Below are 24,500 nucleotides of genomic sequence, written 5' to 3' on the forward strand. Positions count from 1 at the left end.
ACCAGATGAAAGCCCCGCAGCGTGAAGCTTTCATCTGGAGAGTGGCAAGCGAAGCAAGCCACCCTTCCAGAAACACCGCGGAACCGGCTTTGCCGGGCCGCTGGTGTTGCCCCCTTGAGGGGGGAGGACCGCTACACGCAGTGAGCGGGCAACGGGGGTGCTATCAAGATTGACAGTCGGCCGGGGTACGCGGTGTCAGCTTCTTCTCGGTGGCGTACTTGGCGGCCGTGCTCTTGACCAGGGGCTTGATGATTTGCTCATCACCCTGCAGCCAGTCAGACGTGAACTGCCAGGCCTTGCCATCCCAGGTATGGATACGGGCCCACGAGGCACCCATGTGGTCCACACACGAGGTGCTGATGGGGCGCATCACGCCAGCAAAGCCCAGGGCGTCCAGCTTGGGCTGGGTCAGGTTCAGGTTTTCCAGGCCCCAGCGCACTTGTTCGCCGGTCATGACCTTGCCCTTGCCAAAGCGGTCTTGCGCAGAACGCACACCTTCAATGGCCAGCATGGCGCTCATGGCACCGCGCATGTAGAGCACCTGGCCCACTTCTTCTTTGGGTCCCGTGCCTTGGCCCTTGCTGTGCACCATGGCCATCACGTCTTTCACCAACTTGGAGTTGGGTTCGGCACCGTGTTGCATGGTCACCGCGTTGTAGCCCTTGGCACCGTCGGCCACGTCTTTCACGTCCGGCTCTGCACCGGCCCACCACACGCCATACATCTTCTCGCGCGGGTAACCGGTGGCTTGCGCTTCTTTGATGGCGGTGCTGTTCATGATGCCCCAGCCCCACAAAACCACGAAGTCAGGGCGGTTCTGGCGCACCTGCAGCCAGGTGGCTTTTTGCTCCACGCCGGGTGCCGTCACGGGCAGCAGCGTCAGCGTGAAGCCGTGCATGGCCGCACGCTCCTGCAGCAGCGGAATGGGCTCTTTGCCAAACGGGCTGTCGTGGTAGACCAGCGAAATTTTCTTGCCCTTGAGCTTGTCAAATCCGCCTTCCTTCTTGGCGATGGCCTGCAGGATGGCGTCTGCCGCCACCCAGTAAGTACCGGCGATGGGGAAGTTCCACTTGAACACCGTGCCGTCTGCGCTTTCGCTGCGGCCATAACCAACGGTCACCACCGAAATCTTGTCGGCCGGAGCCTTCTCGGTAATGGCAAACGTAGCGCCCGTAGACAGCGGCTGCACAAACGAGGCGCCCCCGTTCTTGCCCTTCAGGCGCTCGTAACACTCGACGCTGCGGGCCGTGTCGTAACCGGTCTCGCATTCTTCAAACGAGAACTTCACACCATTGATACCACCGCGCGCGTTGGTCAGCTTGATGTAGTCCACATACCCGTTGGCCCATGGCACACCGTTGGGCGCATACGGCCCGGTGCGGTAGGACAGCACCGGAATGAATTGCTCCTTGGCCTGGGCGTAGGCATTGCCAGCCACCAGAACAGAAGCACCTGCGGCCACGATGGCACTTGCGAGTACGAGTTTAGAAAGCTTCATTTGTCTCTCCTGTAATTAAGTGTTGAAGCACGGGGAAAACACGGGGACCAGCGCGAAGGCCCTAATGGGGGAAAGGCCAGAGGCGCAGTTTTTGTTTGGCAATCGACCACAGCTTGGCCAGGCCGTGTGGCTCCACGATCAGGAACCACACAATCAGACCGCCAAAAATCATCAGCTCGGCATGTGAGATACCCGCGGTGGAAATCTCGATACCAAACAGGCTGGCCAGCACGGGCAGGAACTGGCTCAGAAAAATAGGCAGCACCACAATAAAGGCCGCGCCAAAAAAGGCCCCGGCGATGGAACCCATGCCACCAATGATGACCATGAACAACAGGCGAAACGACTGGTCTACCGAGAAGGCTGCGGGCTCCCAGGCCCCCAGGTAAATAAAGCCCCACAGCGCACCGGCCACGCCCACGATGAAGGAGCTGACCGCAAACGCGCTGAGCTTGGCGTACATGGGGCGAATGCCAATCACGGCGGCCGCCACGTCCATGTCGCGGATCGCCATCCACTCACGGCCCACCGCGCCACGCACCAGGTTTTTGGCCAGCAGCGCAATGACAGCCAGCAGGCTCAGGCAAAACACGTACTTGGCGACCGGGCTCTCCAACGAGAAACCAAACACCTGCAGGTTGGACACCGACACCGAACCCGATGGGGAATTGTTGGTGAACCACTGGATGCGCAAAAACATCCAGTCGGCAAAAAACTGCGCGGCCAGCGTGGCCACCGCCAGGTACAAGCCCTTGACCCGCAAGCTGGGCAAACCAAACACCATGCCAAACAGCATAGAACTCACCCCGCCCAGCAGCAGCGCCACCAGCAATGGCATGCCCTCGATGCGCACAAAAAAGTTGTAAGCCGCATAGGCCCCCACCGCCATAAAGGCGCCCGAGCCCAGCGAGATTTGCCCGCAGTAGCCCACCAGAATATTCACCCCCACCGCGGCCAGCGAGAAGATCAAGAAGGGAATCAGGATGGCGCGGAACATGTAGTCGCTGGCCAGCATGGGAACCACCGCAAACGCCACCACCAGCAGGGCCAGGAGGGCAATGCGGTCCTGCGCAATCGGGAAGATTTGCTGGTCCGCGCGATAGGTGGTTTTGAATTGGCCGTTTTCTCTGTAGAACATGTGTTTCTCTCAATGATCTTTTAGCTGCGACACGCTGCGCTTAACTTTGCTTCGCAAAGTGAGTCTTCGCTGAAAAATGATCCTTCGCTTGCAGCGAAGAACCCGCCTGCGGGTTGATCGTGTATGTCATACACGATCGATTATTTTTTCGCCAAACAATCCTTGCGGGCGGATCAACAGGAAGCCAAGTGCCAACACATAGGCAAACCAGATCTCGATGCCGCCACCCACGTAAGGCCCGAGATACACCTCGGACAGCTTCTCGCCCACACCGATGATGAGACCGCCCACAATCGCGCCGGGCACAGAAGTCAGGCCGCCAAGAATCACCACCGGCAGCGCACGCAGCGCCACGGTCGTCAGCGAAAACTGCACGCCCAGCTTGCTGCCCCAGATCATTCCGGCCACCAGCGCCACCACACCGGCCACGCACCAGACGATGACCCAGATGCGGTTGAGCGGAATGCCGATGGATTGCGCAGCCTGGTGGTCATCGGCCACGGCACGCAGGGCCCGGCCAGTAGCCGTTTTCTGGAAGAACACGCTGAGCAGCGCCACCAGGGCGGCGGCGATGATGGCGGCGTAGAAGTCTTCTTTGTTGATCAGGATGCCGCCTTCAAAGCTGCTCTCCAAAATCATCACAGGGTCTTTGGGCATGCCGATGTCGATCTTGTAGATGCTGCTGCCAAAGATGGTTTGGCCCAGGCCCTCCATGAAGTAGGTGATGCCCAGCGTGGCCATCAGTAGTGTGGTGCCTTCCTGGTTGACCAGGTGGCGCAGCACCAGGCGCTCAATCACCCAGGCAACAACAAACATCACCAGACCAGCTCCGACAAACGCCAACACATTGGCGGCAATAGGGTTGGCAATGCCCAGGTGCAACGGAATCCACTCCGCAAACCGGGCCATGGCCAATGCGGCAAACAGCACCATGGCGCCTTGCGCAAAGTTAAACACGCCAGAGGCCTTGAAGATCAGCACAAAGCCCAGCGCGACCAGCGAATACAGCATGCCCGCCATCAGGCCGCCGAGAAGAGTTTCCAGAAAAAATGCCATGGTCTTGTCTTTCAGTGGCTGGTGCCGAGGTAAGCGCTGATGACGTCGGGGTTGTTGCGCACCTCGTCGGGTGTGCCGTCACCAATCTTTTTGCCGTAGTCCAGCACCACCACGCGGTCGCTGATGTCCATGACCACACCCATGTCGTGTTCAATCAACACCACCGTGGTGCCAAACTCGTCGTTCACGTCCAGCACAAAGCGGCACATGTCCTGCTTCTCTTCCACGTTCATGCCGGCCATGGGTTCGTCCAGCAGCAGCACCTGCGGCTCCATGGCCAGGGCGCGGCCCAGGTCCACGCGTTTTTGCAGGCCATAGGGCAGCTGGCCCACGGGGGTTTTGCGGTAAGCCTGGATTTCCAGGAAATCGATGATGCGTTCCACCGCCTCGCGGTGTTGGATCTCTTCGCGCTCCGCCGGGCCAATGCGCAGGGCCTGCAGCAGGATGTTGCTTTTGATCTTGAGATTGCGCCCAGACATGATGTTGTCCAGCACACTCATGCCTTTGAACAACGCCAGGTTCTGGAAAGTGCGCGCCACGCCCATGCTGGCCACCTGGTGGCTGTTCATGTGTTTGAAGGTGTGGCCACGGAAGGTGATGGCACCGTCTTGCGGCGCGTACACACCGTTGATGCAGTTGAGCATCGAACTTTTGCCCGCACCGTTGGGGCCGATGATGGCGCGGATCTCATGCTCGCGCACATCAAAGCTGATGTCGGTCAGCGCCTTCACGCCGCCAAACCGCAGGGAGATGTTTTTGACGTCGAGGATGACGTCGCCAATTTTTTTCTTCGTCATGCTGCTGCCTTCACGGGGGCAAAGGTTTTGCTGTCGTCAATCCGCAGCGTGGCGCTCACGCTGCCGGTGCGCCCGTCTTCAAACTTGACCTGGGTTTCAATGAACTGGCTGGTCTTGCCGCCGTACAAGGCGTCTACCAGCACGCTGTATTTGTCGGCAATAAAGCCGCGACGCACCTTGTTGGTCCGCGTCAGTTCGCCATCGTCGGCGTCCAGCTCTTTGTGCAGCACCAGGAAGCGGCTCACCTGGCTGCCGGCCAGCAGCGCGTCCGCACTCAGGTCGGCATTGACTTTCTCCACACATTCCTTGATGAGCTGGTAAACCTCGGGCTTCTGCGCCAGGTCGGTGTAGCCTGCATAGGGCAGGTTGCGGCGTTCGGCCCAGTTGCCCACCGCGTCAAAGTCGATGTTGATGAGCACACACACCTGCTCGCGGCCATCGCCATAGGCCACCACTTCTTTGATGTGCTGGAAGAACTTGAGCTTGTTCTCCACGTACTTGGGCGCGAACATGGCGCCGTCGTTGGCACCGCCCTTGATGCGGCCCACGTCTTTCACGCGGTCGATGATCTTGAGGTGGCCCTGCGCGTCGATGAAACCCGCATCGCTGGTGTGGTACCAGCCGTCTGCGGTAAGCACCTCGGCCGTGGCGGCGGGGTTTTTGTAGTACTCCTTCAAGAGGCCGGGCGACTTGACCAAAATCTCGCCGTTGTCGGCCACCTTGATCTCCACCCCCGCGCAAGGCACCCCCACGGTGTCGGCACGCGCCTGGTTGTCGGGCTGCAGGCACACAAACACCGCCGTCTCGGTGGAGCCGTAGAGCTGCTTGAGGTTAATGCCGATGGAGCGGTAGAAGGTGAACAGGTCCGGCCCAATCGCCTCGCCCGCGGTGTAGGCCACACGCACGCGGCTGAAGCCCAACGTGTTGCGCAGCGGGCCGTACACCAGCACATTGCCCAGCGCATACAGCGCGCGGTCGGTGGCCGATACGGGCAGACCATCCATCAGCGCCGGGCCCACTTTCTTGGCCATGCCCATAAAGTAATGGAACAGCTTGCGCTTGATGCTGCCCGCGTCTTCCATGCGGATCATCACCGTGGTGAGCATGCCCTCAAACACACGCGGCGGCGCAAAGTAGTAGGTCGGGCCAATCTCTTTCAGGTCGATGGTGGCGGTGGCGCTGCTCTCGGGGCAGTTCACCACATAGCCACACGACAGCCACTGCGCGTAGCTGAAGATGTTTTGCCCAATCCAGGCCGGTGGCATGTAGGCCAACACATCTTCGTCGCTGGTAAGGCGGTCAAACTCGGCGCCGGCACGGGCGCGGTTCAACAGCGAGTCGTGCGTGTGCACCACACCTTTGGGGTTGCCCGTGGTGCCGGAGGTGAAAAACATGGCCGCCACATCGGTGTGCGCGACCTTGGTGACCTCGGCCTGGAAGAAGCCGGGATGCAGCGCCACAAACGCCTTGCCCGCCGCCTGCAGTTCGTCCATGGCGGCCAGGCCGGGCTCGTCGTAATTGCGCAGGCCGCGCGGGTCGTCAAAGTAGATGTGGGCCAGCTGGGGGCACTGCTCACGCACCTCCAGCAGCTTGTCGACCTGCTCCTGGTCTTCGGCAAACGCAAACCGCACCTCGGCGTTGTTGATGGGGAACACACACTCGGGTGCGGCCGCATCCTGGTACAGCGGAATGGGCACCGCGCCCAGGCTTTGCGCAGCCAGCATGGTGGCGTACAGGCGGGGCCGGTTGGCACCCACCACCACCATGTGGTCGTGGCGTTGCAGGCCGGCCTGGTGCAAGCCCGCGGCAATCTGCTCCACCATCTGCGCCAGCTCGGCCCAGGTTAGCGCTTGCCAGATGCCGTATTCCTTTTCACGCATGGCCGGCGCCTGCGGGCGCTGGCTGGCGTGCTGCAGCAACAGCTGCGGAAATGTCGTGTGCGTACCCATTGCGTGTCACCTCGTTATGGCCCCCGGCATGCGCCAAGGGGCTTTTGGTATGGGGCGAATGGTAGGACTGCATTTGACGCCAAGTTGTCGTTTGGACGACAATTTGTGCATTTCTCGGTAGGTGTTTTCCCTTCACTTATTGGCAACTTACAAGGCCTCCTTATGACCGCCGACCCCAGCCTGCACCAGCGCCGCCGCCCGCTCACCGACGTGGAGTTGGCCGCCATTCCGTGGCTGCAAGTGCTGCTGCCCGACGAGCGCCAGCGCGCCGTGGACGACCTGCGGATTGCAGAGGCCGCGCCGGGCGAATACCTGTGCCGCATGGGCCGCCCGGTGACGTATTGGTTTGGCGTGGTGGACGGCCTGCTGAAGATGAGCACCGACAACGCCGAGGGCCAAACCATGACCTTCACCGGCGTGCCACCCGGCGGCTGGTTTGGCGAGGGCACGGCGCTGAAGCGCGAGACCTACCGCTACAACATCCAGGCGCTGCGCAAGAGCCTCGTGGCAGGCCTGCATGTGGACACCTTCCACTGGTTGCTGGACCATTCGATTGGCTTCAACCGCTTTGTGATGAACCAGCTCAACGAACGCCTGGGCCAGTTCATCGCCGCACGCGAGATCGACCGCATGACCAACCCCGACATCCGCGTGGCACGCAGCCTGGCCTCGCTCTTCAACCCCGTGCTCTACCCCGGCGTGGGCGAGGTGCTGCGCATCACCCAGCAGGAGCTGGCCTACCTGGTGGGTCTGTCCCGCCAGCGGGTCAACGAGGCGCTGAACGCGCTGGAGGCGCAGGCCTTCATTCGTGTGGAGTATGGTGGCTTGCGCGTACTGGACTTGCAGGCACTGCGGTCGCGCGTGTTTACGCGTCAAATCACTGCCTAGCGCCTATGGAATATGCGCGAGCAGCTATTGTTTTTATAGTAAATTGATTGAAATGCGATAGGTTGCGCGCTGCCGTGTGGGCGGGGCAGGCGGCTCGGGTATGAGGACGGAAAAGAAGTCATTCGATGCCTCGCAGACTCTATGGTGAGATGAGCTTCTTGGGTCAAACGCCACCAAGGCCGGTGGTGGGGTCCGCGGGTGCAGGCTCCATTTGCGGTTGCCACAGAGCCAGCGCGCCAACCACGCCGTTCACGCAGTCACCTCAAATTACCAGAAGCAGCCGCCCGCGAAGTGAGCCGGAGAACGCGAGCCACGGCTAACGGCCGTGCGAACTTGGGGAGCATAGTGTGCGTTTTCGCACAGAGTCGGTCTGCCTTCGGAGCTAGTCTTGCCTACAGCCCAGAGCAATGCAGCAGCGCGCAGCTACTGCCACGGGCACCTTAGCCACGCAGTACACGGTTGGTTAACACCTGACCATCGAATTTCTCTGAATGAGGGCGTAGACCGTGACACCAAACAATGCTTCAGACACTCCTGATCCTGATTGGCAGACCCTGACCAAGGCACTGGAAGACATCAGAGACTCATGGCTCTTGGTTTCATTCAGCTTGACCGACTTCATAGCGGAGCTGCCCTCCTCTCGGCGTGATGAAGCCGCGGTCATAACAGAGCGTTTCCTCCTTGGCTACCGCATGAAAAGTCAAGACAAAGATGCCCATACCTAAGCCACGTCGAACTCCATTGAACCACTGCAGCCACCTGCTGCCGATCGCCTTGGTGTTAGCGTTCGCATCTGCGGGCGCGGGGGCAACGCCTGTTTGCCGCTGGGTGGATGCAGCGGGGAAAACACATGTGTCGGACGCGGTGCCATCGGCGTACCAGACCAGCGCGACCTGCACCGACTCGGAACAGTTTGAGCTGACGCCGGCGCAGCAGCGGGATGCGGAGCGGCGTTCGGCGGACGAACAGTTCCGGGCGCGTGATCTCGGCGTCTTGCCGCCCGCGGGAGCGGCGTCTGGCTTACCGCACGCGCCACGCAGCGCAAAGCGGCCCACCGACGCCATTACCGACGCCACCGACTGCCCCACGTGGTGGCGCATCTACGACGAAAGCAGCGCGTGTTTTGGCCCCTTCCGAACAACCCAGGGGAGCATCAAACCGGAGGCGTTTGACCAATGCAACGAGGTGGCCAGCCCCGAGCTGAAATGTGGCCCGCGACGCAATTGACGCGTTAGGCACCGCCCAATCGCGTGTCCGAAAGCGGCCAGACACGGCGCCGCTTCCACCGTAGTGTTCACCCCAGCGCGCCACATGGGCCGCGCAAACATCAGGGGAGTGAAATATGGACATTGTTCTTCTACATGGCAGCTGGCATGGCGCGTGGTGTTGGCACAAGGTGGTGCCGCATCTGCAAGCAGCGGGGCACCGGGTGCATGTGCCCGACCTGCCCGCGCATGGCACGCAGTGGCGCTGGCTGCGCGGGCGCACCACGCTTAAACAAATGGCACACGCCGTGTGTGACCTGCTGGACCCGCTGCCAGAACCCGCGCTACTGGTGGCGCACAGCCGCGGCGGCATTGTGGCGTCTACCGTGGCCGAAATGCGGCCCGACAAGGTGGCGAGTTGTGTGTACCTGGCGGCCTATTTGCTGCGCGATGGCGAGCGGGTGGCGGACTACTTTCGCCAGGACAAAGACTCGCTGGTGCGCCGCCACATCCAGATCAGCCGCCGCACACTGACCGATGCGCTGCCGCCGGCCGCGCGGCAGGCCACGTTGTATGCGGACTGCGACGCAGCGGATGTGGCACTGGCGCACAGCCTGCTGACGCCCGAACCCTCCTTGCCCGCGCTGACCCGGCTGCGGCTGACGGACGCACGCTATGGCCGCATACCGCGGCACTACATCAAACTGACGCAGGACCGCGCGGTCACACCCGAGTTGCAGCGCCGCATGGTGGCGCAGTCGCCCTGCGCGTCGGTGCAGCAGATCGAGGCCAGCCACTCGGCCTATTTCTCCCAAGCTGCGGCACTGTCGGCCGCCATTGGGCGAATTGCGTTACACCAGCGGCCGGAAGGCAAACAGACGCAGACCCGGGATCCCTGATGCGAGCGGCGCCACCACCGGAGTCCAAGGCGCGCGGCGCTCATTGGTGGGGCTGACGATGCCCAGACTGCGGTCGTAGACGCGCCGGCGCTGCAGGTCTGACAACACGGCGTAGGCCTGGTTGATCTGCGCAAACCGGGCGCCGGCATCCAGCGCACCAGGGTTCTTGTCCGGATGGTGCTGTTGCGCCAGGCAGCGGTAGGCGGCCTTGATCAGCGGTGGGCTGGCGCTGGGGCTCAGCTCCAGGGCATCGTACCAAGTGGTGGGGGTGGAGTGCGGCATGGTGACTACGGTGCGGCAAAACCCGCTGGCTGCCTGTGCACCAACGCACATTAGCGGTAGTGCATCTGTATCTCCGGCAGTGTGCGGCTGCATACAGACGCAGACGACCTGGCCGGCCACCATGGCGCCATGACCAGTGACTTTCTCTATATCGGCAGCGTGGAGGTGCATTCGGCGGCGGCAGAGCTGGGCGCCGTCACGCCAGCTTTGGTTGGCAGCATCGACACCATCACCCGCTCGCGGCTGCTGCGGGTGGGAACCGAGGCCTCGCTGGCCAAAGTGGCCGCACTGCTAACCAGCGCCCAAATTGGCATGGTGGTGGTCTGTGATGCCACCGGCGCCATGGTGGGCACCATCACCGAAACCATCTTGGTGCGCCAGTTGGGCTTTGGCAAGGCCGACATCTTCACCACGCAAGCCGGCGAAGTGATGGCGCGCGACTACACGGTGTGTGCCCCCAGCGACTCGCTGGCCGAGGTGCTGACCGTGATGCACCGCCGCGGGCTAGTGCACGTGCCTGTGATGGGCAAAGACAACATTCCGTTAGGCGTTTTTAACGCGCGTGACGGGCTGCGCGCGCTACTGGCATCGGGCAGCTACGAAGAGGCCCTGCTGCGCAACTACGTGATGGGCATTGGCTACCACTAACAAGCAAGGAGACACGCATGGCAACTGTCAAAACCGCCGATAACACCGAGCTGTACGTCAAAGACTGGGGCAGCGGGCGGGCAGTAGTCATGCTGCATGGCTGGCCGCTGTCCTGCGACACATTGGATGAACAAGCCATGGCGATAGCGCAGTCGGGCTACCGCGCCATCAGCTACGACCGGCGCGGCTTTGGCCGCTCTAGCCAGCCCTGGAGCGGCTACGACTACGACGCCCTGGCCGACGATCTGGCCGCCGTGATTGGCGAGACCGGCGCGCATGACGTGACACTGGTGGGTTTCTCGATGGGCGGGGGCGAAGTGGCGCGCTACATGTCGCGCCACGCGGGCAAGTCGGTGGTGAAAACCGTGTTGCTGGCATCGGTGGTGCCGTACATGCTGCAGGCGGATGACAACCCCCATGGCACGCCACAAACGGTGTTTGACCAGATAGCGTTGGGTTTGTACAGCGACCGCGCGAAGTTCTACACAGGTTTTTTCAAAGACTTTTATGGTGTGGGGCTGATGTCACAGCCCGTGAGCAACGAGGTACTGGGTTGGTCACACAGCCAGGCGATGCAGGCCAGCCTGCAAGCCACCCTGGCCTGCGCCAAGGCATTTGCCAGCACGGACTTCCGAGCCGACTTGCCAGCCTTCACCGTGCCCACTCTGGTCATCCACGGCACGGCCGACAAGATTGTGCCCATCGACGCAGCGGGCCGTGCGGCGGCCCAAGGTATTGCGCAGTCCACCCTGCTGGAGTACGACGGCGCTCCCCACGGTCTGCTGGCCACCCACCAGCTCAAGCTCAGCCAGGACTTGCTGGGCTTCATCCGCGCCTAGGGCATTCACCACACCAGTGCCGGCAGATCGTGGAACACCTGGCGGGTGCCTAGCAGCCATTGCCCGGTGAGCTGGGCGAAGTAGGGGTCGTCCTCGTCAAAACGTCGCCGCTTGCTGACCCGCAGGCTATCGCAGTCGTAACACAACAAGTCAATCGGCATACCCACCGACAGGTTGCTCAGCATGGTGGAGTTGAACGACACCAGCACACATTTGGTGGCGTCTTCCAGTGTGGCGCGCGAGGTGACGGCCAGGTCGAGAATGGGTTTGCCGTACTTGGCCTCGCCGGTTTGCAGAAAGATGGTGTCCGAGCCGGCTTCGATGAAGTTGCCCTCGGCATACAGGCGAAACAGGCGCATGGGCTCGCCCGCAATCTGCCCGCCCAAAATGAACGATGCATTGAACTTGAGCCCGCCCGATTCCATAAAGGGGCCGTCGCGGCGCTCGATGTCGCGCATGGCGTCAGCCACCAGGTTGGCCACGTCGAACATGGACGACACACTCCAAAGATGGGGCGGATCGCCTAAGGCGCGCTGGCGTAGCACATTGATGACCGCCTGCGTGGCCGCCAGCCCGCCCGAGCTGAGCAATACGATGACGCGCTGGCCAGGGCTCTCAAAGACCATCATCTTGCTGAACTTGGCATAGTTGTCCACGCCCGCGTGGGTGCGTGAATCGCTGGCAAAAATCAGCCCCTCGTCCAGCTTGACGCCCACGCAGTAGGTCATGCGTCGGGGGTGACCTCGTCGGCCCAGACAGTGAAGCGTTGCAGCGTGTTGGGACCAAAGGTGTTGGCCAGTGCGACATCACAGGCATCGCGGCCCCGCGCCATGAGAACGCGGCCGATGCGTGGGGTGTTGTTGCGTGCATCGAAGGTGTACCAGCGCCCCCCCAAATAGGCTTCAAACCAGGCGGCAAAATCCATCGGCCCGGTGGCGGGCGCAATGCCAATGTCGCCCAGGTAGCCCGTGCAATAGCGCGCTGGAATATTCATGCAGCGGCACAGGGCAATCGCCAGGTGCGCGTAGTCGCGACACACGCCCCGCCCTTCATGAAAGGCCTGCACGGCGGTGCGTGTGCGGCGCGCGTGGTGGTAGCCAAACTCGATGTGGTGGTGCACAAAATCACAAATGGCTTGCACGCGCGCCCAACCCGTGGGGCCGTCGCCAAACTCGCGCCAGGCCATATCGGAGAGCTGGTCGGTCTCGCAGTAACGGCTGCCCAGCAAATACACCAACACAGCCTCTGGCAACTGCTCCACAGGCGTTTGCTGCAACGTGGGGACCCAGGCATCGGGCAGACCGGTGTCGTGCAGCAGGGCATCGGTGCGCAGCACCAGCCGCCCCTGCGGCGCGACGATGCGACTGCACCAGTTGCCAAACAGGTCACGGTAGGTGTCCAGCTTCACGGGTGGCTCGCTCACCAGCAGGTCGGGAATGATCAGGTCGCCCGCGCGCGTGTAGTGGATGCTGAGCGCCAGCAGCATGGGTGTGGGCGCAGGGCACAGGTACTCGATTTCAAAGCCCACGCGGATCTGCAGCCCGGTGCCTGCGGTGTCTGGCCACAACGGAGGGGTTGGCAATGCGGCCAGGGCATCGCGCGCTGGCGAGTAGGCATCAATCTCTAGAGAGAGCAGCATGACAAGCTCCTCACGCCAATGGAGGCGTCGATACCAGCGCGTGCTGCTTCACCCACGCGGCATAGTGGTCCATCCATGTCTGCATGAAGGCCAGGCTGGCAGCGCCAATCTTGCCGTCGTCGTCAAACAGGTCGGCCTTCGCGTGGACAAAAGCCTCAGGCTGGCCCATGGTCGGCACATCGAGATAGGCCAGGATGTTGCGCAGGTGCTGCTGGGCCAGCGCGGTGCCAATGGCCCCGACCGACACGCCCAGCACGCCGGCCGGTTTGCCTTGCCATGCGCTCTGGCCGTAGGGGCGCGAGGCGTGGTCAATCGCGTTCTTCAGCACGCCGGGGATGGAGCGGTTGTACTCCGGCGTTACAAACAGCAGGGCGCTGGCGCCTGAGATGTCCTGTTTAAGCCGCAAGACAGAGTCCGCCTGCTTGTCGTCATCGTCTTGGTTGTACGGCGGCAAATCGTCCAGGGCCAGCTGCTGGAAGCTGAACTCACTGGGCGCCAGCAAAGTGATGGCGCTGGCCAGCTTGCGGTTGAACGAATCACGCCGAAGGCTGCCAACCAGCACTGCGATCCGGTAAAGGCCCATGAGTTGTCTCCCAAAGAGACCCATGCTGCCCTTGCAAACACCGTTGCACCGTTCGCCAGCGCACACTGCGTCGTAAAGTTCGGCCCGCCGGCCGGGCCGATCAGGCCTTGGCGGGCGAAACGGCCATGTGCTCCACGCGCTGGTCCAAGATTTCCTCAGGCTCCTGGGCCTCTTGCACCGTGGGGTGGTCCAGCCCCGCCTGCAGGCGCTGCATGTCCAAGTCACCGGTCCACTTGGCCACCACCAGCGTAGCCACACCGTTGCCCACCAGGTTGGTCAGGGCACGGGCTTCGCTCATGAAGCGGTCAATGCCCAGGATGAGTGCCAGGCCCGCCACAGGCACGCCGCCCACGGCCGACAGCGTGGCCGCCAGCACGATGAAGCCGCTGCCGGTGATGCCCGCCGCGCCTTTGGAGGTAAGCAGCAGCACGGCCAGCAGTGTGAGCTGCTGCGTCAAGCTCATGGGCGTATCGGTGGCCTGGGCAATGAAGACCGCAGCCATGGTGAGGTAGATGGAGGTACCGTCCAGGTTGAAGGAATAGCCGGTGGGAATGACCAGGCCCACCACCGATTTGCGGGCGCCCAGGTTCTCCAGCTTTTCCATCATGCGGGGCAGTACCGATTCGCTGGACGAGGTGCCCAGCACGATGAGCAGCTCTTCCTTGATGTAGCGCACAAACTTGAACACGCTGAAACCATGCAGCTTGGCAATCAGGCCCAACACGCCAAACACAAAGAACAGGCAGGTCAGGTAAAACGCGCCCATGAGCTTGCCCAGCGAGAACAGCGAATCCACGCCGTACTTGCCGATGGTGAACGCCATGGCGCCAAACGCACCAATGGGCGCCACCTTCATGACGATGCCCACGATGTCGAACAACACGTGCGAGGTCTTCTCGATGAAGTCAAACACCATGGTGCCGCGGCCACCAAACTTGTGCAGCGCAAAACCAAACAGCACCGAGAACAGCAGCACCTGCAAGATCTCGCCCTTGGCAAACGCATCCACCACCGAGGTGGGAATGACATTGAGCAAAAAGTCCACCGTGCCCTGCATCTTGCCGGGTGCGGTGTAGGCCGCAATGCTCTTGGTGTCCAGCGAAGCGGCGTCCACATGCATGCCTGCGCCGGGCTGCAGCACGTTGACCACCACCAGGCCGATGATGAGCGCCAACGTGGACACCACCTCAAAGTACAGCAGGGCCAGGCCACCGGTTTTTCCAACCTTTTTCATGTCCTCCATGCCGGCAATGCCCACCACCACGGTGCAGAAGATGATGGGCGCAATGATCATCTTGATGAGCTTGATGAAACCATCGCCCAGCGGTTTCATGTCGGTACCGAGCTGGGGGTAAAAGTGACCGAGCAACACGCCTACCGTAACGGCAAACAGAACCTGGACGTAAAGGGATTGGTAGAGCGGCTTGCGCGCAACGGTCGCTGACATGGCAGAGGGGCCTTTGGAGAGTACAAAAACAGGGCGCGACGATACGGATTGCCCCGCCAGGCGCCAACTGTTGCGTTCAACAGTAGGGTTTACCCTATGCACCTTATTTCGCCTTGGCCACGCCCTCGGGAAAGGCCACGCCCAGGTGATTTATGCAACAAATTGGCACCCAGCCCCCGTAAAATATGCGCAAGCAGCTCCTAAAAATATAGCAACCATGACCGACCAGAAACCGCCCGCCCCCACCTTCCGCCGCGCCGCGCCCCCGCCGAGCAAAGCGCCGGGCAACCGCGCCATCCCCCAGGGCCAAACCAACACCGCCGCCCAGGGCGCAGGCGGCACCGTGCGCCTGAACAAACGCATGGCCGAGTTGGGCATGGCCTCGCGCCGCGAGGCCGACGAGTGGATTGGCAAGGGCTGGGTGAAGGTGAACGGCAAGGTGGCCGAAATGGGCATGCAGGTGCTGCCCGGCGTGCGCATCGAAATCGACAAACAAGCCCAGGGCCAGCAGGCCAACCAGGTCACCATCCTGCTGAACAAGCCCATTGGCCTGGTCAGCGGCCAGGCCGAAGACGGGCACGAGCCCGCAATCACCCTGATCCAGCCGCAAAACCGCTGGGCCGAGGACAACGCGCGTTTCTTCTTCCACGGCAGCCAGCTCAAGAGCCTGGTGCCCGCCGGCCGGCTGGACATTGATTCCACCGGCCTGCTGGTGATGACGCAAGACGGCCGCGTGGCGCGCCAGCTGATTGGCGAAGACTCGGTGATGGAAAAAGAGTATTTGGTGCGCGTGGTCTACACCGGCGTGGCCAACAGCGCCGCGGCCAACTCGCCCGCCGCCACCTATGGCGGCAAGGTGCAGCAGCTCAGCCGCATTGACGATGACGACCCCGTCAGCGCCGATGTGCAAAGCGTGTTTCCGCCCGAGAAGCTGCGCCTGCTGCGCCACGGCCTGCGCTTGGATGACCAGGCCCTGAAGCCCGCCCAGGTGGAGTGGCAAAACCCCGAGCAGCTGCGTTTTGTGCTGACCGAGGGCAAAAAACGGCAGATCCGCCGCATGTGCGAGCTGGTGGGTCTGCGCGTGGTGGGCCTCAAGCGCGTGCGGGTGGGCAAAGTCATGCTGGGCAACCTGCCCGTGGGCCAGTGGCGCTACCTGCAGCCGCACGAAAAGTTCTAACGTCTCTTCCAAAGGCCTTTATGCCCCTGCCTCCCCGGCCCAAGGCCCTGCAGCACTTTCGCGCGTCTGACCTGCGCGGCGTGGTGCAACTGGCCACCCAGGCCACCCGCGGCGTGGCCCGCATGGCCGAAGGCGTGCACCAGTCCGTCTGGGGCAGTATGGGCGTGCCGGGCGGCAAAACAGCTGGCACCACACGCGGCCTGACCGGCTTGATTTACCAGACCGTGCAGGGTGTGACCCAGCTGGTGGGCAACGGGGCCGAAGCCATTTTGGGCAAGCTGCAGCCGCTGCTGGACGCAGCCGATGCCGAAGCACCCGACACCCCGCAGCGCGAAGCCGTGCTGGCTGCCCTGAACGGCGTGCTGGGCGACCGCCTGGCCGCCAGCGGCAACCCACTGGCCACCCGCCTGCAGCTGCGCCACGCCGGCCAGGCGCTGGACTGGACCCGCCCCGCCACCTTGCCCGCCAAGGGCACCGTGGGCGGCAAGTTGCTCGTCATCCTTCACGGCCTGTGCATGAACGACCTGCAGTGGACGCACACCACCGCCACCGGCGAGGTGCGCAGCCACGCCACCGCCCTGGCCGCGCTGGGCTACACACCGGTCTATGTGCGCTACAACACCGGCCTGCACACCTCGGACAACGGTGCAGCGCTGGCGGAGGAGCTGGACCAGTTGGTGGCCCACTGGCCGGTGCCGGTGAGCGAGATCACCGTGCTGGCGCACAGCATGGGCGGGCTGGTCACGCGCAGTGCAGTGCAGCAGGCGGGGCCCGCGGCGCGCTGGCGGCAGGTGCTAAAGAACATCGTTTTTCTGGGCACGCCACACCACGGTGCGCCGCTGGAGCGTGCGGGCAACTGGGTGGACGTGATTCTGGGCGCCACGCCCTACTCGCGCCCCTTTGCCAAGCTGGGCCAGCTGCGCAGCGCCGGCATCACCGACCTGCGTTATGGCTTTGTCAGCCCACAAGACTGGCAGGGCCGGAACCGCTTTCAGAAAGGACCGGACCGCCGCACGCCCGTGCCGCTGCCCGAGGGCGTGGCCTGCTACACCGTGGCAGCCACCACCGCCAGCCAACGCAGCGCGCTGGCCGACCGGTTGCTGGGGGATGGACTGGTGCCGCTGCGCAGCGCGCTGGGCCTGCACGACGAGGCAAACCGCAATTTGGTGTTTGCCAAGCCCAGCCAGTGCATTGCCTACCGCATGAACCACATGGAACTGCTGCACCGGCCCGAGGTCACCGCGCAGTTGCTGGCCTGGCTCGCGCCGGGCGTGGGGTCGACCTAGTTTTTGTCGGGGGCCGGTTCACCGTCCAGGCCTGCGGGCTCGGTGGGTTCGTAGCCATGGGGCGGCGGGGTGTCAGGCGGCGCCTTGCCCTCTTGCAGAAAGCCCCCCACGCTGGCCTCCCACAGGCCCCAGGCGGTATCGGTGTCGCTCTCAGAAACTTCGGGCACAGGCAGGGGGTCCAGCAAGCCGTCAAACGGCTTGGGGGCGGGGGAAGAGGTGGCCGCCCGCTTGTCAAAGGGCGGCACAGGCTGGTCCGGTTTCATGGCGTTGGGCTTCCCTGGGTGCTTTTTTTGCAATGTAGCGCTAACGCCCGCGCGGGGGAAGAGGGGTGGGCAAGCCCCTTGGGCCTAGTCGTCTTTTATGGCCAGTACAGGCCCGCGCTTGAAAAGCCCAGCCTCGCCCATAATTGCGGGTTGCCCGCGCCACAGGCACTGCCTGACAGGCGCGCGAACCGTTTTATTGAGACTCAGAGACCTATCTATGACCAAGCAAACCATGAATTTCCAGGCCGAAGTGGCGCAGCTGCTGCACCTGGTGACCCACTCGCTGTACTCCAACAAGGAAATTTTCCTGCGCGAGCTGATCTCCAACGCGTCCGACGCCTGCGACAAGCTGCGTTTTGAGGCCATCAACAACAGCGGCCTGTACGAAAACGACGCCGAGCTGAAGGTCAAGGTCACCTTCGACAAGGACGCGAAGACACTGACCATTACCGACAACGGCATTGGCCTGTCCCAACAAGAAGCCATCGACAACCTGGGCACGATTGCCAAGAGCGGCACCAAAGACTTTGTCAGCAAGCTGTCGGGCGACCAGAAGGCCGACTCGCAGCTCATCGGCCAGTTTGGTGTGGGCTTCTACTCCGGCTTCATCGTGGCCGACAAGATCACCGTCGAATCACGCCGTGCCGGCTTGCCCGCGAACGAAGCCGTGCGCTGGGTCAGCGACGGTGGCGCCAGCGGTGGCGGCGCGTTTGAAGTGGAAACCATCACCCGCGAAGCGCGCGGTACCAGCGTGATCCTGCACCTGCGCGACGACGCCCAAGACTACGCCCAAAGCTGGAAGGTCAAAGGCATCATCAACAAGTACTCCGACCACATCAGCCTGCCCATCCAGATGGAAAAGGAAGAGTGGAAAGACGGTGAACTGCTGGTGCCCGGTGACGAGAACGGTGGCCGCCAGCCCGGCGCCATGGTCAAAACCGGCGAGTGGGAAACCGTCAACAAGGCCAACGCCATCTGGTCGCGCGCCAAGAAAGACATCACCCAAGAGCAGTACGACGACTTCTACAAACAAATCAGCCATGACTTTGAAGCGCCGCTGGCCCACACGCACAACCGCGTGGAAGGCAGCACCGAATACACCCAGCTGCTGTACATCCCCGGCAAGGCGCCCGTGGACCTGTACAACCGCGACCACAAGGCCGGCCTCAAGCTGTATGTGAAGCGCGTGTTCATCATGGACGACGCCGAAGCCCTGCTGCCCAGCTACATGCGCTTTGTGAAGGGTGTGGTGGACTCCGCCGACCTGCCGCTGAACGTGAGCCGCGAGCTGCTGCAGGAAAGCCGCGACGTGAAAGCCATTCGCGACGGCAACACCAAGCGCGTGCTCTCCATGCTGGAGACGCTGGCCAAGAACGACAAGCTGCCTGAAGCCGGCGCAGATGGCGTGACCGATGTGGTTAGCGCTGAAGAGAAGGCAGAGCAGGAAGCCAACGTCGGCAAGTACAGCAAGTTCTACGCAGAATTTGGCGCCGTGCTGAAAGAAGGCCTGGGTGAAGACTTTGGCAACAAGGACCGCCTGTCCAAGCTGCTGCGTTTTGCCTCCAGCACCACCGACAGCGTGAGCGTGTCGCTGGCCGACTACAAGGCGCGCATGAAGGAAGGCCAGGAGGCCATCTACTACATCACCGCCGACAACGCGGCCGCTGCCAAGAACAGCCCGCAGCTCGAAGTGTTCAAGAAGAAGGGCATTGAAGTGCTCTTGATGACGGACCGCGTGGACGAGTGGGCACTGAACTATCTGCACGACTTTGACGGCACGCCCATGCAATCCGTCGCCAAGGGCGCGGTGGACTTGGGCAGCCTGCAGGACGACGCCGAGAAGAAGGCCGCCGAAGAAGCTGCCGAAGCCTTCAAGCCCCTGCTCGCCAAGCTGAAGGAAGCGCTGAAAGACAAGGCCGACGACGTACGCGTGACCACCCGCCTGGTCGACAGCCCCGCCTGCCTGGTGGTGCAAGACCACGGCATGAGCACCCAACTGGCCCGCATGCTCAAGCAAGCCGGCCAGCAAGCGCCCGAAGTGAAGCCCGTGCTGGAAGTGAACGCCGAACACGCGCTGGTGAAGAAGCTGGACGGCTCAGTCCACTTCAACGACCTGGCCCACATCCTGTTCGACCAAGCGCTGCTGGCCGAAGGCGGACTGCCTGCGGACCCTGCGGCGTACGTGAAACGGGTGAATGCCTTGCTGGTGTGATGCTCGAGGGGTTTAGAGGATAAATCGGCCTATAGCCCCGTGGAATATGCGCTAGCAGCTACTAAATTAGTAGCAATTGACTCGTAGAAAAAGCCCCACAGTCGCAAGACTGGCGGGGCTTTTTGTTGGAGCTATGGGAGCGGGAAAGGCTGAACTGGGCCATCTGCGGTCGCTGGCGAGTGGCAGGTATCTGGAAGCCAATCATGGTCCGAGATGCTGCACCGGCTCTGCCAGCGTTAGGTCTTGGAAGCAGTGGCAAGCCCGCGTTAGAGAATTTCATGAAGCAGGTAGTTGGTCACCCACCAAGGCATCAGGCCTGTCCTTGAGGTGAATTGGAACAATGATTTTGTCGTTGTCCAGCAGGATCCCATCGGAAAAACCGCGGCACACTTCATTGAATAAGTGCCAACATTGTTCTGAGTAGTGACGCAGCTGCATGCCAAGCCATTTCGTTGCTTCCGAACGCGACTGCTCTCGTACAGGGCCTAGGTCTGCGTGCCCCAGGATGTCTATCATCGTGTCCAGCTGCGTCAATCTCGCCAGTTCGGGATCGCATAGACGGTGGCGCCGTTCATGGACGTGAGTACCGCGATCCTTGATCAAAGCTTCTAGTTCCTTTTTCACAAACTCAGACAGGGAGTCACCAACCTCTGTTACGAACTCAGTAAAGTCGGCATCCTTTTTGTACCTGCGCTGAATGAAGGTAATGAGATCGAGTAGGCGGCATTGAAAAATGTAGACCTCGTTCAGATAGCTCTCCATCCAATAAGTCGCCGTGACGGTATGGCGCTCAGGCTCGACTTGGGCCATCGATGTGAGCGATAGGTCTCGGATTAGGTCAAGAGCCAGACATGACTGGGAGCATTCCTGAAACATATTCCAAAAGTCACGCAAAAACGTAAATTCTCTGGACTGGCCCACTTCGGTGAGTTCAGTGTTCCAAGGCGCGTTGATCAATTGCCTGCTACGTTGCTCTGCCAGTTCCTGAATGCCGGAATCTTTCAACCACCGAGCAATGCCAGGCTTTCCCAAAGCGATCATGTACCGCTTGACGTAAGTGGGCCGATCTCGCTCCGACACTACGGGCCCAGTGGACCGCCTGGAGCAGTTGGAGACAGGTCCTGGTTGAAATCTAGATTCAATGCCTTTGCGCGAACCGGCGGCATCTGGGAAATGCTCCACCATGCAATCCGTTGCATCAGAAAGAAAGGCCGTACACACCTGAAATGCCTGAATCAAGTAAGCCCTGTCCGTTTCATTTTCGAGGCCAGTGCCACGGCCATTGGGCTCCATGCGATAGAAGGACATTGGCAAGATGTGCAGATGCTGAGTCCAGAGGCTGTACAGCGCGTCGAAATGTTTTTTGGGAAAGCCCAATGCGTCCAGAATCTTTTCGCGGCTGTCGATCATGAGTACGCTGCCGTCCAGGCATTGCACTTGAAGTAATTGGGGAAGCGCAACGAAATGCTCATTGGCTTTCAGGCGTTGCAGCAATTCACGTCTTTGGCTCTCAAATCCAATTACATCCTCCAAGCTACCGAGATTTCTATGCAGTTCTATTCTGCGCGTGCAGTCATTGATGTTCATTACATCAATGCGGGCTTGCAGTTCGGCCTCTGACGTTGGTGGCTCAATTAAGTAGAAAAAGAGGAGGGAGCCATCAAGGAGACCGCAGGCAAGACCCGATATTGCGCCAAAGTCCCAGTTCTCAAAGTCCGCTCGCGCCCATCGCGATAATGGGGCAGCACGGACCATGGCCATCCCAGCGCCACATAGACGGGCGAAAACCTGGGTCGCGTGCCCCACATTGGGAGCGGCCATCCGATTGGCCGAAGCCTGGCCGACCGCGATGGCATCACATACTGCGGCGTCGAGCTTGTCCAGCGCCGCCTGATAGGCCCTTCGGTCTGAGGAAGGGGGTGTCGTCTCGGTCATGTGCAGTTGGGCTAAAACAGAGGCCGCCCCCCTATGTGTCAGAAATTCTATTGGACCAAATTTGCCACGGAACTGGATGGAGTGGATCCAAAAAAAGAAGGCGGGTGACCGGTCTTGGCGGCATTCCGAATGTATATCGTACCCGCCTGATGATCCAAGTTTGAATGTCCGCTAAGCGGCCATGAGTCTGAGTAGCCAGAAGACCGCTTTGGGTCGACTACAGCCACCCCACCCAGCACAAAAACGAGCTGACACAAACGCACATTAGGCGGTGCAGAGTTTTTACCTCTTAAGCCCTCCTGCTTAAGTCGTACAGCCCCAACTCCATCCGCAGAACCTATAGAGTCAAATCGGCCTCTAGTCCTCGTGGAATATGCGCAAGCAGCTATACAAACAGTAGCAACTACCAACTCAAGAAGCTCCCGGCTCGTCATACCGGTAGCCCACGCCATGCACGGTGGCAATGATGGCGGGGGCCTTGGGGTCGCGCTCAACGAGTTTGCGCAGCTTGGAAATGTGTTGGTCTAACGTGCGGCTGTTGGGGAAGTAATCTCGCCCCCAGCAGTGGTTAAACAGGCTGTCGCGGTCCACCACTTTGCCTTTGTGTTGCAGCAGGTGCTGCAAGATTTTGACGTCGCGCAGGCTCAGGTCTATTTGCGTATCGCCGCGGCGTGCGCGCAGTTGCGATGGGTAGAGCTCCAAGTCGCCAATGCGCACGGCATCTGCCGCAAGCTCTGGCATGGGCGTGCGCGCCAGGGTGCGGCGCGTTACCGCGCGGATGCGGGCCACCACCTCGCGCACGCCAAAGGGTTTCATGATGTAGTCATCGGCCCCCAGCTCCAGGCCCAGCACGCGGTCTATCTCTTCGGACTTGGCACTGATGAAGATGACGGGCACATCGTTGTCCACGCGCCGTATCTCGCGGCACACGGTGTAGCCGTCGCGCTTGGGCATCATGATGTCCAGCAGCACCAGTTGCGGCCGCTGCACATGAAACAGTGCCAGTGCCTGCTCCCCATCGCTGGCCAGCATGGGGGTGTAGCCTTCGGCCTCCACCACGTCGCGCAGGCCCTCACCAATGTGCAGGTCGTCTTCAGCGATCAATACTTTCATGGCGTCTGTTCCACAAACTCGGTGCGCAGGGTTACGCGAAAGTGCGCGCCGGCCTGCGCGGCTTGCAGGGTGACGTCGCCACCGTGCTGGCGGGCCAACTGGCGGGCAATATCCAGCCCAATGCCGGTGCCAGCCACGCCATCGGTCAGCTTGGAGCTGATGCGGTAAAAAGGCTCAAACACCCGTTCACGCTCACTGGCAGGGATGCCGGGGCCCAAGTCGCGCACGTCGATGGTGCTCACACCATGGGCTTGGGTGGTCTCTAGTTGGATTGCGCCACCGCTGGCGGCATATTTCTCGGCGTTGCTCAAGAGGTTGTTCAAAATCTGCTCCAGCGCTTGCGCGTCCAGCATGACGACGCGCGGCGCCTGCGCTGTGCATTGCACGGTGATGGATTTGGCCTCTAGCGCGGGGCGGAATGCGGCAATGCAGCGCGCGACCACCTCGTCCACCACGCCTTGTTGCAAGGCCAGTGTGAACTGCGCTTTTTGGAGTTGCCCCAAGCTGAGTACGTTGGCAATCAAGCGCGAGAGGCGTTGGCTCTCGGCGGTGATGATGCCCAGGTACCGGTGCGCTTTGCTACCACCTGCCGCCTGCTCATCCACCGCAGGGTCCAACGCATCTTCCATCAGCTCTGCGTACAGGCGGATGTTGGTTAAGGGGGTTTTTAGCTCATGCGACACCTGGTTTACAAAATTGACCCGCTGCTGGGCCAGGCGCATTTCGCGCGTGTGTTCGCGGTACAGATACAGGGCCAAGCCCACCAACGCAAGCGCTAGCCCCAGCAAGCCGGCCACCAAACCCCAGGTATTCACCACACCCGCTGTGGCCAGCGCGGGGCCAAAGTACTCGAGCTTCCAGGTGCCCAAGGGGTGGCTCAACGGGCGCATGGCCAAACTCTTTTCGCCACTGGCGGGCTGGTAGCTTCCCCACTCGTACACCACCTGCCCATTGCCGTTGACCAAACGGGTGCTGCTCTTGGCCTGCGAGCCATCCGCACTGGTAGAGGGCAGCAGTGCAATGATGTCGGCCACCAGCGCCACGGGCGTTAGCTCCACCCCTACCAGGCGGTTCTGCGCATCGCGCAGCCAAAAGATGTGGTGCAGCTCAGCATTCCAGTGCCATGTGTACCAGCCCCACTGCGCCGGGCCCGCATCGGCACTGGCTGCGCTAGCGCTATAGCGTTTGGACACAAGACCACTTGCATTTGCGCTTCCCACCGCGCCACCAATCGACGCCCCCTGGGTGAGTAGCCCGGGGTTGTCCCAAAGGGCTGCAGTGCGCTGGATAAACTGCTTTTCTGACTCAGTCAAGGTGGCAGAGGATGAGGGATAGACACGCTTGCCGTCTGCACCAATGACAAACGCTTGCTGCACCACACCCAGCTCCTGCGGCAAGTTGGCAAGCGCCTGGGTGCCGAGCGGCTGTGCTCGGAGCCGAATCACCCAGTCGTCTTGTAGCGCGCGGAAGTAGGCGTTGATGGTGTCGTCCACGTTGCCCAGTTGGGACTGCACCAGTTCTTGCACCTGCGCTGCCGCCACCCGTTGTTCGTTGTTGGCCATTCGCAGGCCCAGCCATGCAAGCAGCCCCACGGGCAGCAGCACAATCAACAACAGAATGACGGCAACCTTCTTTTGCAAACCAGC

Annotated in this window: 23 protein-coding genes; 9 read left to right on the forward strand and 14 right to left on the reverse strand. The window is 61.6% G+C overall.

Features of this window, described 5'->3' with window-relative positions:
• Positions 1 to 163: 163 nt before the first annotated feature.
• The 5 genes from AC097A_RS11855 to AC097A_RS11875 all read right to left on the reverse strand — a co-directional run bounded on the left by AC097A_RS11855 (position 164) and on the right by AC097A_RS11875 (position 6,438).
• On the reverse strand, positions 164 to 1,498 hold the full coding sequence (locus AC097A_RS11855; protein ID WP_479621003.1) for an ABC transporter substrate-binding protein: 1,335 nt from the start codon (positions 1,496 to 1,498) through the stop codon (positions 164 to 166).
• A gap of 61 nt (positions 1,499 to 1,559) precedes the next feature.
• Positions 1,560 to 2,636, reverse strand: coding sequence for an ABC transporter permease subunit (locus AC097A_RS11860; protein ID WP_315473988.1), 1,077 nt, complete (start codon positions 2,634 to 2,636; stop codon positions 1,560 to 1,562).
• Between the two features lie 126 nt (positions 2,637 to 2,762).
• Positions 2,763 to 3,692 (reverse strand): branched-chain amino acid ABC transporter permease, encoded by a 930-nt coding sequence (locus AC097A_RS11865; protein ID WP_479621004.1) that lies wholly within the window; start codon positions 3,690 to 3,692, stop codon positions 2,763 to 2,765.
• Positions 3,693 to 3,703: 11 nt separating this feature from the next.
• Positions 3,704 to 4,489 carry an ABC transporter ATP-binding protein gene (locus tag AC097A_RS11870; protein WP_105261990.1) on the reverse strand — a complete coding sequence of 262 codons (786 nt, stop codon included), beginning with the start codon at positions 4,487 to 4,489 and terminating at the stop codon, positions 3,704 to 3,706.
• On the reverse strand, positions 4,486 to 6,438 hold the full coding sequence (locus AC097A_RS11875; protein WP_479621005.1) for an AMP-dependent synthetase/ligase: 1,953 nt from the start codon (positions 6,436 to 6,438) through the stop codon (positions 4,486 to 4,488). The genes AC097A_RS11870 and AC097A_RS11875 overlap by 4 nt, the downstream gene beginning before the upstream one ends.
• Before the next feature lie 162 nt (positions 6,439 to 6,600).
• On the opposite strand from AC097A_RS11875, the gene AC097A_RS11880 reads away from it, so the two are divergent.
• The 4 genes from AC097A_RS11880 to AC097A_RS11895 all read left to right on the forward strand — a co-directional run bounded on the left by AC097A_RS11880 (position 6,601) and on the right by AC097A_RS11895 (position 9,430).
• Complete coding sequence (locus AC097A_RS11880) at positions 6,601 to 7,326, forward strand: Crp/Fnr family transcriptional regulator (protein WP_105261988.1); 726 nt, start codon at positions 6,601 to 6,603, stop codon at positions 7,324 to 7,326.
• 506 nt (positions 7,327 to 7,832) lie between these two features.
• Complete coding sequence (locus AC097A_RS11885; RefSeq protein ID WP_479621006.1) at positions 7,833 to 8,051, forward strand: hypothetical protein; 219 nt, start codon at positions 7,833 to 7,835, stop codon at positions 8,049 to 8,051.
• A 52-nt stretch (positions 8,052 to 8,103) separates the two neighbouring features.
• Positions 8,104 to 8,553, forward strand: a complete 450-nt coding sequence (locus AC097A_RS11890) for a DUF4124 domain-containing protein (protein ID WP_479621279.1) — start codon at positions 8,104 to 8,106, stop codon at positions 8,551 to 8,553.
• Positions 8,554 to 8,668: 115 nt separating this feature from the next.
• The gene (locus AC097A_RS11895) at positions 8,669 to 9,430 is read left to right on the forward strand and encodes an alpha/beta fold hydrolase (protein ID WP_479621007.1); all 762 of its coding nucleotides are present in this window, start codon (positions 8,669 to 8,671) and stop codon (positions 9,428 to 9,430) included.
• Here the strand turns inward: AC097A_RS11895 and AC097A_RS11900 are convergent.
• Entirely contained in the window at positions 9,383 to 9,712 is a 330-nt protein-coding gene (locus tag AC097A_RS11900; RefSeq protein ID WP_479621008.1) for a J domain-containing protein, read from the reverse strand. The two genes, AC097A_RS11895 and AC097A_RS11900, sit on opposite strands and share 48 nt — an antisense overlap.
• A 129-nt stretch (positions 9,713 to 9,841) precedes the next feature.
• Between AC097A_RS11900 and AC097A_RS11905 the strand changes: the two genes are divergently transcribed.
• Both AC097A_RS11905 and AC097A_RS11910 read left to right on the forward strand, forming a co-directional pair.
• Entirely contained in the window at positions 9,842 to 10,360 is a 519-nt protein-coding gene (locus AC097A_RS11905; RefSeq protein WP_479621009.1) for a CBS domain-containing protein, read from the forward strand.
• A gap of 17 nt (positions 10,361 to 10,377) precedes the next feature.
• Positions 10,378 to 11,199 carry an alpha/beta fold hydrolase gene (locus AC097A_RS11910; protein WP_479621010.1) on the forward strand — a complete coding sequence of 274 codons (822 nt, stop codon included), beginning with the start codon at positions 10,378 to 10,380 and terminating at the stop codon, positions 11,197 to 11,199.
• Between the two features lie 5 nt (positions 11,200 to 11,204).
• Here the strand turns inward: AC097A_RS11910 and AC097A_RS11915 are convergent, their stop codons facing one another.
• The 4 genes from AC097A_RS11915 to AC097A_RS11930 all read right to left on the reverse strand — a co-directional run bounded on the left by AC097A_RS11915 (position 11,205) and on the right by AC097A_RS11930 (position 14,868).
• A complete protein-coding gene (locus AC097A_RS11915; RefSeq protein WP_479621011.1) occupies positions 11,205 to 11,927 on the reverse strand; it encodes a proteasome-type protease in 723 nt (240 codons plus the stop codon).
• Positions 11,924 to 12,739: a transglutaminase-like domain-containing protein gene (locus AC097A_RS11920; RefSeq protein ID WP_479621280.1), complete on the reverse strand. Its 816-nt coding sequence runs from the start codon at positions 12,737 to 12,739 to the stop codon at positions 11,924 to 11,926. The genes AC097A_RS11915 and AC097A_RS11920 overlap by 4 nt, the downstream gene beginning before the upstream one ends.
• Before the next feature lie 109 nt (positions 12,740 to 12,848).
• Positions 12,849 to 13,421 (reverse strand): NADPH-dependent FMN reductase, encoded by a 573-nt coding sequence (locus AC097A_RS11925; RefSeq protein WP_479621012.1) that lies wholly within the window; start codon positions 13,419 to 13,421, stop codon positions 12,849 to 12,851.
• A 100-nt stretch (positions 13,422 to 13,521) separates the two neighbouring features.
• Positions 13,522 to 14,868, reverse strand: a complete 1,347-nt coding sequence (locus AC097A_RS11930; protein WP_479621013.1) for a dicarboxylate/amino acid:cation symporter — start codon at positions 14,866 to 14,868, stop codon at positions 13,522 to 13,524.
• Positions 14,869 to 15,085: 217 nt separating this feature from the next.
• Between AC097A_RS11930 and AC097A_RS11935 the strand changes: the two genes are divergently transcribed.
• Together AC097A_RS11935 and AC097A_RS11940 are read left to right on the forward strand one after the other, a co-directional pair.
• A complete protein-coding gene (locus tag AC097A_RS11935; protein WP_479621014.1) occupies positions 15,086 to 16,045 on the forward strand; it encodes a pseudouridine synthase in 960 nt (319 codons plus the stop codon).
• Positions 16,046 to 16,065: 20 nt separating this feature from the next.
• Positions 16,066 to 17,331, forward strand: a complete 1,266-nt coding sequence (locus AC097A_RS11940) for an esterase/lipase family protein (protein WP_479621015.1) — start codon at positions 16,066 to 16,068, stop codon at positions 17,329 to 17,331.
• On the opposite strand, the gene AC097A_RS11945 is transcribed toward AC097A_RS11940, so the two are convergent.
• On the reverse strand, positions 17,328 to 17,594 hold the full coding sequence (locus tag AC097A_RS11945; RefSeq protein ID WP_479621016.1) for a hypothetical protein: 267 nt from the start codon (positions 17,592 to 17,594) through the stop codon (positions 17,328 to 17,330). The two genes, AC097A_RS11940 and AC097A_RS11945, sit on opposite strands and share 4 nt — an antisense overlap.
• 217 nt (positions 17,595 to 17,811) lie before the next feature.
• Here AC097A_RS11945 and htpG point away from each other — a divergent pair, with 217 nt between their 5' ends.
• A complete protein-coding gene (htpG, locus tag AC097A_RS11950) occupies positions 17,812 to 19,806 on the forward strand; it encodes a molecular chaperone HtpG (RefSeq protein ID WP_479621017.1) in 1,995 nt (664 codons plus the stop codon).
• A 276-nt stretch (positions 19,807 to 20,082) separates the two neighbouring features.
• On the opposite strand, the gene AC097A_RS11955 is transcribed toward htpG, so the two are convergent.
• The 3 genes from AC097A_RS11955 to AC097A_RS11965 form a co-directional block, all read right to left on the reverse strand.
• Complete coding sequence (locus AC097A_RS11955; protein WP_479621018.1) at positions 20,083 to 21,741, reverse strand: hypothetical protein; 1,659 nt, start codon at positions 21,739 to 21,741, stop codon at positions 20,083 to 20,085.
• Positions 21,742 to 22,152: 411 nt separating this feature from the next.
• On the reverse strand, positions 22,153 to 22,854 hold the full coding sequence (locus AC097A_RS11960) for a response regulator transcription factor (RefSeq protein WP_479621019.1): 702 nt from the start codon (positions 22,852 to 22,854) through the stop codon (positions 22,153 to 22,155).
• Entirely contained in the window at positions 22,851 to 24,494 is a 1,644-nt protein-coding gene (locus AC097A_RS11965; protein WP_479621020.1) for a sensor histidine kinase, read from the reverse strand. Before AC097A_RS11965 ends, AC097A_RS11960 begins: the two co-directional genes overlap by 4 nt.
• Positions 24,495 to 24,500: the final 6 nt, after the last annotated feature.

The sequence above is a fragment of the Rhodoferax sp. XS2R6 genome (assembly GCF_056521365.1).